We start from the raw sequence: 12,031 nt of genomic DNA, 5'->3' as shown, positions 1-12,031 counted from the left end.
ACGCTCGCCGGGTTCAGCATGGCACAACCCGCCGGGGAAGATCCGCTGCTTTGACAACCGCGACGAATGCGGACGAAACCAGCATTCTCCGGGGCTCTCCCGGATCTCTCCGCCCGCCCTCCCGGATCCGCCAGAATGTTCCACCGACAGGGAGAACCCACCTCATGGAGACCTGGAGACGGGGGCGACTCATGCAGACGCCGGGGACGATCGTCCGCCCGGCCACGCCGGCGGACCTGCCGGCCGTGGCCGGGATCTACACCCACTACGTGGTCGGCAGCGTGGCCACGTTCGAGGAGACGCCGCCACCGATCGCCGACTGGTGGAGCAGGCTCGACGACCTCGCCGGCCGGGGGCTTCCGTTCCTGGTGGCGGAGGTGGACGGCGAGGTGGCCGGATACGCCTACGCCGCCCCCTGGCGGCCGAAGCCGGCCTACCGGCACACCGTCGAGGACTCGATCTACCTCGCCCCGGACCGCACCGGCCGGGGTCTGGGCGGCGCGCTGCTGGGGGCGCTGGTGGAGCGGGCCGAGCAGGCCGGCGTGCGCCAGATGATCGCCGTCATCGCCGGCACGGGGAGCGAGGCGTCTGCCGCCCTGCACCGCAGGTTCGGCTTCTCCACCGCCGGTCTGCTGGCGAAGGTGGGGCACAAGCACGGCCGCTGGGTCGACACCCTCCTGATGCAGCGGGAACTGGGCGGCGGAGGGAGCTGACCGGACGGGCCTCCGACGCACGAGCACTCGACATGCGGACGCTCAACACACGGGTGCTCAGCGCAGCTGCCGGAGGCCGCCACCGTCCAGCTGGAGATCATCAAGCGCGCCGGACGGCTGAAGGCGCCCGCCGCTGACCCGCCCCGCCGTACGGCCGGGTCCTCCGCACGGCCCCCTACGGCCGGGTCCTCCGCACGGCCGGCTCACTTCGGCCGGGTCCTCCGCACGGCCGGGTCCCGGGGCGGCGGCTACTCCGGCTCGGCGGACCCCCGCAGCACGCCGGGGAGACCGGCGGCGTATCGTTCCGGCGGCTGCTCGGGAGCGGTCTCCCCGGTCTCCTCGGCCCAGGCGATGCGGTCGAGCTTGAAGACCCGGACGTCCCGGCGGAGCCGGTCCATGCCCATGAGGTACCAGTGGCCGCCGCGCCCGCCCATGAAGACCGCCGGCTCCACCTCGCGGACGGTGGACCGGCCCTTCCGGTCCTCGTAGCCCAGCCGCAGCACCTTCCGGCGCAGCAGCGCCCCCTCGATCACCGCCGCCACCCGGGGGTAGGGCTCCGGCTCGGCCGCCGGACGGGCGGGGACCGCCGGCCACACCGTCCCGCCGTCCTCTCCGCCACCGGCCGCCCGCCCCGGACCGCCGTCGGCGGGCGGCCGCTCCGCCCGCCCGCTCCCGCCGCCACCGGCCGCGCCCTCTTCCCCGGCGTCCCCGGGGGACGGCATCGCCGCGGCGAGCCGGCGCAGGGCGTCGCCGGCGGGGCCGGTCGGCGGGGTGCCGGCGGCCCGGATGAGCGCCACGGCGACCGCGGCCGCCTCCTCGGCGGTGAAGGCGACCGGGGACGGGACGGCGGACACGTCGAGGGCGTGGCCGCCCCGCCCGCCGGGCTCTGCGCGCACGGGGACCCCGGACTCCCGCAACACGGCGAGATCGCGCTCGACGGTGCGCTCCCCCGCCCCGAGCCGGTCCGCCAGCTCGCGGACCCGCAGGAACCCCGGCGCGGCGGCGCGGAGCTCTTCGACCAGGGCGCAGAGCCGATCGGTGCGGTTCACACCTGTGACGTTACGCGCCGGCGCCGGCATCCTCCACGCCCCGGCCGGCCCATGACCACCGAAACGCGCATCGATCCTGTTACGGCGGTTGAATGGTCAAAACGACGCCGATAACCTGTCCCGACGCATCTCATTGGAGCTCGATGGCAGCAGGACCGAACCACCCCATGGGCATGGACCCCGCCCACTCGTCCTCCCCCTCCTCCGGGAAGGACTCGAAGGGTTCGAAGGCGTCCAAGGGCATCGTGCTCGGCGGCGTCGCCGTCGTCACGCTCCTGCTCATCGGCTACTGCAGCGCGCAGAACGACGACTACGACGAGGTCAACGCCGAGTGCGTCGACCTCGACAGCCGACAGCCCGACGGCTCCTACACCGTCGTGGACGAGGACTACTGCGACGACGACGGCGGCTCCCACTACCACGGCTCGCACGGCGCCTACGGGTGGTACTACGGGGGCGCTCGGTCCGGGGCCCGCATCCTGCACGGCACCACGGTGCGCCCCGCCGATGTCAGGATCACCAGCCGCCAGGGCACCGTGATCCAGCGCGGCGGCTTCGGCTTCCGCGGCAGGAGCGGAAGCTGAGCGCGGGCGGATGAGACGCGAGACCTCCGTCCCCAGGGACGGCTGGGAGGAGATCGTCGAGGGTCAGGGGCTGGCGTTCCACCGCTCGGCCCACCCCGGCGGCCTCGACCGCCCCTACTGGGACGAGTCCGTGCAGTACGTCTTCTCGATGGACGAGATCCTCGCCCTGGAGGAGCAGGTCGAGGAGCTGCACCGGATGTGCCTGGCCGTGGTGGACCATGTCGTCCGCCACGACCGCTACGCCGACTTCGCGATCCCCGAATGGGTGCGGCCGGAGATCGCCCGGTCCTGGGAACGGGCCGACCCCCACCTGTTCGGCCGGTTCGACCTGCGCTACGACGGCACCGGCCCCGCCAAGCTGCTGGAGTACAACGCCGACACCCCGACCAGCCTCCTGGAGAGCTCGGTCGTGCAGTGGTTCTGGCTGCAGGACCGCCACCCGGACGACGACCAGTGGAACTCCATCCACGAGCGGCTGATCGACCGGTGGCGGGAACTCGCGGAGGTGCTGCCCACCGGGCCGGCGCACTTCGCCTGGACGAAGATGGACGAGACCGGCGAGGAGGCGATGACCCTCGCCTACCTCCAGGAGACCGCCGCCCAGGCGGGCCTGAACACGGTCGCGGTGGCCATGGAGGACATCGGCTGGGACGGCCTCAACCTGCGGTTCGTGGACATGGAGCGGAGGGTGATCCGCTCCATGTGCAAGCTGTACCCGTGGGAATGGGCGGTCGCCGACACGTTCGGGGCGCGGGCGGTGACCCAGCAGGTGTCGATGACCTGGATCGAGCCGCTGTGGAAGATGCTGCTGTCCAACAAGGCGCTGCTGGCGCTGCTGTGGGAGCTGTACCCGGGGCACCCCAACCTGCTGCCGGCCTACCTCGGCGGACCGCGTGACATGACGTCCTACATCGTCAAGCCGCTCCTCGGCCGGGAGGGGGCGGGCATGCGGGTCGTCACGCCCGGCGGCGTCGTCGAGACCGGCGGCGGCTACGGCGCCGAGGGCCACGTCCACCAGGAGTTCCTGGCGCTCCCCGACTTCGACGGCTGGCGTCCCGTGCTCGGCGCGTGGGTCGTCCACGACGAGGCGGCCGGCGCCGGCATCCGCGAGACCTCGGGGTTGATCACCGACGACACCTCGTCGTTCGTCCCGCACCGGATCGAGCTGTGACCCGAGTTGTGACCCGAGCCGCGATCCGCACCCCCCGTCCGATCCCGACAAGCATCATCCCGAGCCCCGGAGAGAACCCATGAGCCCCAGCTCCCTGCCGGTCGCGATCCAGGCCGCGGCCGACGCCCAGACGCTCTCGCTCGGCGAGACCCTCGGCCGCGGCGCCCTCGCGATCGTCGCCTACGCCGTACTCGGCCTGGTCCTGATGATCGTCGGCTTCTTCGTCATCGACCTGGCCATCCCCGGCAAGCTCAGCCGGCTGATCAAGGTGGACTGCAATCCCAACGCCACCCTGCTCACCGGGTCGGGGCTGACCGCCGTCGGGCTCATCGTCGCGGCCTCCATCTGGTCCGCCGGCGGCGCCCTGCACGAGGGCCTGCTGACGACGCTGGTGTTCGGCCTGGTCGGCATCGCCGTGCAGACCGTGGCGATGGTCGTCTTCGACAAGGTCGTCGGGATCTCCGTACGCGACCTGGTGAAGGAGAGCGACCCGCAGCCCGGCGCCCGGCTCCTCGCGATCACCCACCTGGTGATCGGCCTGATCACCGCCGTCGCCGTCATCTGACCACGGCGAACCCGGATCCGGGCCGGTCCGGCCCCGTTCCCGGTCTCCGCCGTCGCCTGACCGCGCCGGGACCGATCCGGCCCGTTCCCGGTCTCCGCCGTCGTCGTCCGGCCGCGGCGGGCTCTGTCCCGCCCGCGTTCCGGGCCCGTTCCCGCGGCGCCGAAACGCGGGCCGGCGGGTACGGCGGCTGGCGCATCTCGTCCGACCTGGCACTCTTAGTGACGTGAGGGAGCGGATCGAGGAGGCCGGCGGCGACGGCCGGGCCGGTGGGACCACCGTCAGGATCGACGGGGAGGAGCCCGGCCCGGACCCCGGAGGCCCGGAGCAGGATCGGATACGGCAGGACACCACCCGCAGGCTGGAGCGGGCCATGGGCTCGCTGGGCACTGCCGCCATGGCCCGGATGGACGACCGGCTCATGTGGTTCCGGGCGCTGTCGGCGGAGGACCGCTCGTGGGTCGGGCTGGTCGCCCAGGCCGGGATCGCCGCGTTCGTGGAGTGGTTCCAGCACGCCGGCGAGGACCGGCCGACACCGAGCATCGAGTTCTTCGGCACCGCCCCCAGGGAGCTGAAGCGGTCGATCTCGCTGCAGCAGACCGTGGACATCGTGCGGACCGTGGTCGAGGTGGTCGAGGCGCAGACCGCGGAGCTGGCCGCGCCCGGCGGGCGGGAGCAGCTGCAGCAGGCGATGCTCCGCTACACCCGTGACGTGGCCTTCGCCGCCGCCCAGGTCTACGCCCGGGAGGCGGAGGCGCGCGGCTCCTGGGACGCCCGGCTGGAGGCGCTGATCGTGGACGCCCTGGTCCGCGGTGAGGTGGACGACGGCCTGCACTCGTGGGCCGCCGCGTTGGGCTGGACCTCCTCCCCCGTGGTCGTGCTGGCCGGGCAGGCGCCCGACGACGACCCGCAGGCGGTGGTCGACGGGCTGCGCGAGCGCGGGCGCAGGTCCGCGCTCGACCTGCTGGCGGGGGTGCAGGGCGACCGGCTGATCGTGATCGTCGGCGGGGCCGACAGCGTCGGGGCCGCGGCCCGGTACGTGGTGCCGCGCTTCGGCCCGGGGCCGATCGTGATCGGCCCGGAGGTCGGCGACCTGCACGCGGCGGCGAGCTCGGCGCGGGCGGCGATGGCGGGCCTGCGCGCCGCGCCCGCCTGGCCGGACGCCCCCCGGCCGGTCCACGCCGAGGACCTGCTGGCCGAGCGCGCCATCGACGGCGACGGCGACGCCCGCGCCCAGCTCATCGAGAACGTCTACCGGCCGCTGACGGGCACGCCGCTGCTCGACACGCTCGCCACCTACCTGGAGCAGGGCACGTCCCTGGAGGCCACGGCCCGGCTGCTGTTCGTCCATCCCAACACGGTCCGCTACCGGCTGCGTAAGATCACCGAGTTGACCGGGTACCAGCCCACCGAGGGGCGGTCGGCCTTCACCCTGCAGGTCGGGCTCATCCTCGGGCGCCTGTCCGAAACCTCGGTGACGTAGCCGTCTTTACTTAACGTCCGGGAAACTCCCACTGTAGGTTTCCTACAAAATTTTACGGAAGAACTTCGTCCGGATCCTTACCCGGATATCGAACCCCTACAGGGCAGTCTGGATTTCGTGCTCGCCATCGTCGCTCCGGGCCAAGGCGCCCAGACCCCAGGTTTCCTGACCCCATGGCTCGAGATACCGGGCCTGGCGGACCGGCTGTCCGCCTGGTCCGACCTGGTCGGCCTCGACCTGATCGCGTACGGCACCACCGCCGGCGCCGAGGAGATCCGCGACACCGCGGTCGCCCAGCCGCTGCTGGTGGCCGCCGCCCTGGCCGCCGCCGAGGCCCTCGGCGCGACCCCGGCCGTCGTGGCCGGGCACAGCGTCGGCGAGTTCGCCGCCGCCGCCCTGGCGGGGGTGCTCACCCCCGAGGAGGCCCTGACGCTGGTCCGCGAGCGCGGGCAGGCCATGGCCAAGGCCGCCGCCGTCACCGCCACCGGCATGACCGCCGTGCTGGGCGGCGACGAGGCCGAGGTCCTGGCCGCCCTCGACCGGCACGGCCTGACCCCGGCCAACGTCAACGGCGCCGGCCAGATCGTCGCCGGGGGCACCCTGGAGCAGCTGGAGGCCTTCGCCGCCGACCCGCCCGCGCGCGCCCGGCTGCGCCCGCTGCAGGTCGCCGGGGCCTTCCACACCGTCCACATGGCCCCGGCCGTCGACGCCCTGCGCGCCGCCGCGGACGGCCTCGCCCCCGCCGGCCCCCGGGTCACCCTGCTGTCCAACGCCGACGGCGCGGCCGTGGACGACGGCGCCGAGTTCCTCCGGCGTCTCGTCGCCCAGGTCGCCGGCCCGGTCCGCTGGGACGCCTGCATGGCCGCCATGACCGCTCTGGGCGTCACCACGATGATCGAGTTGACCCCCGGCGGCACGCTCACCGGCCTGGCGCGGCGCGGGATGCCCGGGATCACCACCGTCGCGCTGAAGACCCCCGACGACCTGAACGCCGCTCGAGAGGTTCTCTAGATGAAGACGACCCAGGGTGCTCCGGGCGCGAAGATCCTGGCCCTCGGCCACTACCAGCCGTCCAAGGTGGTCACCAACGCCGACCTGTCGGCGACCATGGACACCAACGACGAGTGGATCCAGAGCCGGGTGGGCATCAAGGAGCGGCGGATCGCCACGGCCGGCGAGTCGGAGATCGACCTGGCCGTGCAGGCCGGCGGCAAGGCACTGGCCGCCAGCGGCCTGTCGGCCGGCGACATCGACCTGGTGATCGTCGCCACCTGCACGCTGGAGGCGCAGATCCCCAACGCCGCCGCCCGGGTCGCCACCCGCCTCGGCATCGACGCCCCCGGCGCGTTCGACGTCAACACCGCCTGCTCCGGCTTCTGCTACGCCCTCGCCCTGGCCAACGACGCCGTCCGCGCGGGATCGGCCGTCAACGTGCTGGTCGTCGGCACCGAGAAGCTCTCCCAGTGGATCGACTGGACCGACCGCAGCACCGCGGTGATCTTCGCCGACGGCGCGGGCGCCGCGGTCGTCGGCCCGTCCGACGTCCCGGGCATCGGCCCGGTGGTGTGGGGCAGCGCCGGCGACAAGGCCGACGCCATCATGATCAAGGACCGCGACTCGTTCCTCCGGCAGGAGGGGCAGACCGTGTTCCGCTGGGCGACCACCGCGCTCCACCCGGTGGCCAAGGAGATCTGCGAGCGTGCCGGGGTGGACCCGGCCGACCTCGCGGCCTTCGTGCCCCACCAGGCGAACCTGCGGATCATCGAGGCCATCGCCCGCCGGCTCGGCGCCGACAAGGCCGTCATCGCCAAGGACATCGTGCTGGCGGGCAACACCTCGGCCGCGTCGATCCCGCTGGCCCTGTCCCGGATGGTCGAGCGCGGCGAGGTCCGGTCGGGCGGGCTCGTCCTGCTGCTGGGCTTCGGCGCCGGGCTGACCTACGCCGGCCAGGTCGTCGAGATCCCCTGAAAGCCTGTACGGCCCCGCCGTACGGAAAACCGCAACACCACATCGATTCCCAAGGAGAACACGCGACATGGCTCAGATGACCGAGCAGGAGATCCTCGCCGGCATCGGCAAGATCGTCAACGAGATCACCGGTGTCCCGGCCTCCGAGGTCACGCCGGAGAAGAACTTCGTGGACGACCTCGACATCGACTCGCTGTCCATGGTCGAGATCGCCGTCGCCGCCCAGGACGAGTTCGGCGTCGAGATCCCCGACGACCAGCTCAAGCACCTCAAGACCGTCAAGGACGTCATCAACTTCATCCAGAGCTGAGACGTCCCGACGCCTCCCGGCCCTGACCAGCGATTCGCAAGGAGCAAGAACGTGAGTACAGACCAGGTACGTGTCGTCGTCACCGGGCTCGGCGCGACGACGCCCCTCGGCGGAGACGTCGCCTCGACCTGGTCGGCGCTCCTCGCCGGTCGGAGCGGGGTCCGCGACCTCACCACGGACTGGGTCGACTCGGTCCCGGTGAAGTTCGCTGCCGTCGCCGCCGTGGACCCGACCGAGGTGCTGCCCCGGCCGGAGTCGCGGCGGCTGGACCGGGCCGAGCAGTTCGCGCTGGTCGCGGCCCGCGAGGCCTGGAAGGACTCGGGGATCGAGAAGGTCGACCCCGAGCGACTCGGCGTGGTGGTGGGCAGCGGCATCGGCGGCATCACCACCATCCTCGCCGCCTACGACACCTTCAAGGAGCGGGGCTGGCAGCGGCTCTCGCCGTACACCGTGCCGATGCTGATGCCGAACGGCGCCGCCGGCTGGATCGGCATCGAGGTCGGCGCCCGCGCCGGCGTGCACGCGACGGTCAGCGCCTGCGCCACCGGCGCCGAGTCGATCGGCTACGCCATCGAGATGATCCGCTCCGGCCGCGCCGACGTGGTCGTGGCGGGCGGCACCGAGGCCGCCATCCACCCGCTGAACATCGGCTCCTTCGCCGCCATGCGCGCGATGTCGCTGCGCAACGACGAGCCCGAGCGGGCGTCCCGGCCGTGGGACAAGAACCGCGACGGGTTCGTGCTCGGCGAGGGCTCGGGCATCGTCGTCCTGGAGTCCGAGGAGCACGCCCGGGCCCGCGGCGCCCACATCTACGCGGTGGCCGCCGGGGTGGGCTACTCCGCCGACGCCCACCACATCGCCCAGCCCGAGCCGACCGGCGCGGGGGTGATGCTCGCCATGCGCCGCGCCCTGCAGGACGCGCGCCTGGCCCCCGAGGACATCAGGCACGTGAACGCGCACGCCACCTCCACCCCCGCCGGAGACGTGGTGGAGACCATGGCGATCAAGGAGATCGTCGGCGGTCACCCGCTGGTCACCTCCACCAAGTCGATGACCGGGCACCTCCTCGGCGGCGCCGGGGGCATCGAGTCGGTCTTCACCGTCCTCGCCCTGCAGGAGCGGGTCGTCCCCGCCACGATCAACGTGGACGACCTCGACGACGGCGTCGAGGTGGACATCGTGCGCCGCGACCCGCGCGAGCTCCCGGGCGGACGCATCGCGGCGATCAACAACTCGTTCGGGTTCGGCGGCCACGACGTCGCCGTGGCCTTCACCAGCGTCTGACAGGAGCCTCGAATGACCGTGCTCGACAACAGGGTGGTGAGCGGCTCCCCGGACGGGGAGGCGGCCGATCCCCGCGACCCCCAGGTGCGGATGGCGGCGCTGCTCGACGAGGGCTCGATCCGGCTGATCACCCCGGTCGACCGCAGCGGCGTCCTGGCGGCCATGGGCCGCGTCGAGGGCGTGCCGGTCGTGGTCTTCGTCAGCGACGCCCGGGTCCAGGGCGGCGCGATGGGCTCGGCGGGATGCGAGCACATCGTGCACGCCTACGACGTGGCGGTCCGCGAGCGGGTCCCGGTCATCGGGGTGTGGCACTCCGGCGGCGCGCGGCTGGCCGAGGGAGTCGAGTCGCTGCACGCGGTCGGCCGCGTCTTCGCCGCGATGACCAGGGCCTCGGGCGTGGTGCCGCAGCTGTCGGTCGTGGTGGGCCCCGCGGCCGGCGGCGCCGCCTACGGCCCGGCGCTGACCGACATCGTGATCCTCGCGGACGAGGGCCGCATCTTCGTCACCGGCCCCGACGTGGTGCGCAGCGTCACCGGTGAGCAGATCGACATGGCCGCCCTCGGCGGGCCGGAGCCGCACAGCAAGCGCAGCGGCGTGGTGCACGTGGTGACCAAGACCGAGACCGAGGCGTACGTCCAGGCCCGGCGCCTGGCCGTGCTGCTCGGCCACCAGGGCGGCTTCCGCGGCGAGGTCGAGGAGGTCGACTTCTCGAACCTGCTCCCCGAGAACCCCCGCCGTGCCTACGACATCAAGCCGCTGGTCAAGGGCCTGCTGGACGAGCCGGGCGTGGAGCTGCAGCCCAAGTGGGCGCCGAACATCGTCACCACGCTGGGCCGCCTCGGCGGCCGGACCGTCGGGGTCATCGCCAACAACCCGATGCGGCTGGGCGGCTGCCTGGACGCGACCTCCGCCGAGAAGGCGGCACGGTTCGTCCGCATGTGCGATGCCTTCGGGGTGCCGCTGGTCGTGGTGGTGGACGTCCCCGGTTACCTCCCGGGCGTCGGCCAGGAGCACGACGGCGTGGTGCGCCGCGGCGCCAAGCTGCTGCACGCCTTCGCCGAGGCGTCCGTGCCGCGCGTCACGCTGGTCACCCGCAAGGCGTACGGCGGCGCCTACATCGCGATGAACTCCCGCGCCCTGGGCGCGACCAAGGTGTTCGGCTGGCCCACCACGCAGATCGCGGTGATGGGCTCGGTGGCCGCGGTGCGCATCCTCAAGCGGAGGGAGCTGGCGGCCGCCCCCGAGGCGGAGCGGGCGGCGCTGGAGACCCGGCTCGCCGAGGAGCACGAGATCACGGCGGGCGGCCTGGACCGGGCGATCGAGATCGGCGTGGTGGACGAGGTGATCAAGCCGGAGGAGACCCGCGGCGCCATCGCCAAGGTCCTCGCCCAGGCCACCCCGGCGCGCGGCGCCCACGGCAACATCCCGCTCTAGGTGTATTGATCACAAGCGTTGTCGACACCGACGAGGCTTGATCATGGCGAAGACCTCCGGTGTGGTGGAGCTGTCCGGGAACGCACCGCCCGGAGGTCCTCGTGTCCCGCCGTAACGCCCGGTTGACCGTTCATGGCGGGCGTCTGCTCATCGAGCGTGTCCGTTCTGGCCGCCCCGTCGCCCCTGTAGCCGCCGAGAAGGGCATCTCCCGCGCCACAGCGCGCAAGGTCTCATCCGACGCGGCGCGCGCTCCAGCGCGGCGGCGTACTCGGAAAGGACGGTGTCGTGGGCGGGCGAGAGCCGGGTGAGGCGGGCACACAGGCGCCGCTTCATGATCTCGGAAGCGGATTCAGGCTCCTGAGACGCCCCGCTGTGCGTCATCTCGGAAGTCACACCTGGGAGGGTGCTTCCGAGATGGCGTAAATCTCGGAACTGCGACGCGGCCCGGCAGGCGCGCGAGTGCGGCCGGAGGGATCGCGGTTGCGACGTCCATCCAGCTTCGTCATCTTCGAGTCCCCTGGGTCGAACACGGACCGGCGATCAGTGCGTCGCGTTGCCCGGAGCTCAGGCGGTCCGGCCTCGGGGTGACGGCGTACGCGCCGCGCCCGAGCCGCTCCACGGTGAGCGGGTCGGAGAGGATCGGACGACGACTGATCGCGTCCAGAGCGTCGGCCGTCCGCTGGACGGACCAGTCCAGAGCCGTGGCGAGTTCGTCCACGGTGAGTGGCCGGGCGGCGCACACCAGCGCGGCCAGCACCGTCAGCGCGTCGCGGACGACGGCGTCGGTGAGGCCGCTGTCGTTCATCTGCTCGCTGATCCAGGTGAAGAACCGAGCCATCCGGCTCAGCCGGACGCCGACGGGCGTGCCGGCGCCGAAGATCTCGATCCCGTGCCGCGCGGTCGCCGCGACCTCGGCGTGTGTCCCGATGTCGGCTTTGAACGCCCGGAGCCAGACGTCGTCGTCGATGACGTACCGCTCGCGGCGACCGGAATCCCGGGTGCGCCCGACCAACTCGATCGCCTCGAGGAAGCCGATGGCCTTGGACACCGACGCCGGGCTGACCTGTAGCCGCCGTACGAACTCGGCGGACGTCAGGCCCCCGGAGTCGGAGGTGAGCAGGCAGACGAACACGCGAGCGGGCATCCGGGGAAGGCCGATCCCCACCAGCAGCGTCGCGAACTGCTCCACGAAACCGCGCACGGACTCGGCCGGCCGCCCGTCGGCCGGCGGCTCCGTTGCCCGAACCGGTCTGCGGCGGCGGGCGCGCTGCCCGGCGGCCTGCTGGGCGCGATCGGCCAGGTAGCCGCCGGGCGCGCTGTTGCGCGCCACTTCGCGACTGATCGTGGACGTGGGCCTGCCCAGCCGCCGGGCGATCTCGGCGTATCCCAGTCCTTCGACCAGCCAGGTCGCGATCTGCTGGCGATCCTCGCGGGTCAGCCTGCCTCCGGGCATGGGTCCGCCCTCCTGTCGGT

The 12,031-nt window shown here is 72.8% G+C and carries 12 protein-coding genes and 1 pseudogene; 11 read left to right on the top strand and 2 right to left on the bottom strand.

Going from position 1 to position 12,031, the window contains the following annotated elements; translation table 11 throughout:
- Positions 1-164: 164 nt before the first annotated feature.
- Positions 165-713, top strand: coding sequence for a GNAT family N-acetyltransferase (locus tag ACFYSC_RS23600; protein ID WP_389965385.1), 549 nt, complete (start codon positions 165-167; stop codon positions 711-713).
- A 248-nt stretch (positions 714-961) separates the two neighbouring features.
- On the opposite strand, the gene ACFYSC_RS23595 is transcribed toward ACFYSC_RS23600, so the two are convergent.
- A complete protein-coding gene (locus ACFYSC_RS23595; RefSeq protein WP_389965382.1) occupies positions 962-1,762 on the bottom strand; it encodes a helix-turn-helix transcriptional regulator in 801 nt (266 codons plus the stop codon).
- A 143-nt stretch (positions 1,763-1,905) separates the two neighbouring features.
- Between ACFYSC_RS23595 and ACFYSC_RS23590 the strand changes: the two genes are divergently transcribed.
- The 10 genes and pseudogenes from ACFYSC_RS23590 to ACFYSC_RS23545 form a co-directional block, all read left to right on the top strand.
- The gene (locus ACFYSC_RS23590) at positions 1,906-2,346 is read left to right on the top strand and encodes a hypothetical protein (protein WP_389965379.1); all 441 of its coding nucleotides are present in this window, start codon (positions 1,906-1,908) and stop codon (positions 2,344-2,346) included.
- Between the two features lie 10 nt (positions 2,347-2,356).
- Complete coding sequence (locus ACFYSC_RS23585) at positions 2,357-3,517, top strand: glutathionylspermidine synthase family protein (RefSeq protein WP_389965376.1); 1,161 nt, start codon at positions 2,357-2,359, stop codon at positions 3,515-3,517.
- Between the two features lie 79 nt (positions 3,518-3,596).
- On the top strand, positions 3,597-4,082 hold the full coding sequence (locus tag ACFYSC_RS23580) for a DUF350 domain-containing protein (RefSeq protein WP_362935591.1): 486 nt from the start codon (positions 3,597-3,599) through the stop codon (positions 4,080-4,082).
- 370 nt (positions 4,083-4,452) lie between these two features.
- Positions 4,453-5,562, top strand: coding sequence for a PucR family transcriptional regulator (locus ACFYSC_RS23575; RefSeq protein ID WP_389965900.1), 1,110 nt, complete (start codon positions 4,453-4,455; stop codon positions 5,560-5,562).
- Positions 5,563-5,679: 117 nt separating this feature from the next.
- Positions 5,680-6,573 carry an ACP S-malonyltransferase gene (locus tag ACFYSC_RS23570; protein WP_389965372.1) on the top strand — a complete coding sequence of 298 codons (894 nt, stop codon included), beginning with the start codon at positions 5,680-5,682 and terminating at the stop codon, positions 6,571-6,573.
- Positions 6,574-7,530 (top strand): beta-ketoacyl-ACP synthase III, encoded by a 957-nt coding sequence (locus ACFYSC_RS23565; protein WP_362935598.1) that lies wholly within the window; start codon positions 6,574-6,576, stop codon positions 7,528-7,530.
- 67 nt (positions 7,531-7,597) lie between these two features.
- On the top strand, positions 7,598-7,840 hold the full coding sequence (locus ACFYSC_RS23560) for an acyl carrier protein (protein WP_179826710.1): 243 nt from the start codon (positions 7,598-7,600) through the stop codon (positions 7,838-7,840).
- 51 nt (positions 7,841-7,891) lie between these two features.
- Complete coding sequence (gene fabF, locus ACFYSC_RS23555) at positions 7,892-9,124, top strand: beta-ketoacyl-ACP synthase II (protein ID WP_389965368.1); 1,233 nt, start codon at positions 7,892-7,894, stop codon at positions 9,122-9,124.
- A 12-nt stretch (positions 9,125-9,136) separates the two neighbouring features.
- Complete coding sequence (locus ACFYSC_RS23550; protein WP_389965364.1) at positions 9,137-10,558, top strand: carboxyl transferase domain-containing protein; 1,422 nt, start codon at positions 9,137-9,139, stop codon at positions 10,556-10,558.
- A 101-nt stretch (positions 10,559-10,659) separates the two neighbouring features.
- Positions 10,660-10,785, top strand: a pseudogene (locus ACFYSC_RS23545) (IS481 family transposase); the annotation flags it as partial.
- A gap of 275 nt (positions 10,786-11,060) precedes the next feature.
- On the opposite strand, the gene ACFYSC_RS23540 reads toward ACFYSC_RS23545, so the two are convergent.
- A complete protein-coding gene (locus ACFYSC_RS23540; protein WP_389965361.1) occupies positions 11,061-12,011 on the bottom strand; it encodes a helix-turn-helix domain-containing protein in 951 nt (316 codons plus the stop codon).
- Positions 12,012-12,031 lie beyond the last annotated feature (20 nt).

This window comes from Streptosporangium sp. NPDC004379 (genome assembly GCF_042873875.1).
In the GTDB taxonomy this organism is placed as follows: Bacteria; Actinomycetota; Actinomycetes; order Streptosporangiales; family Streptosporangiaceae; genus Streptosporangium.
This window is presented reverse-complemented; position numbering and strand designations above follow the sequence as displayed.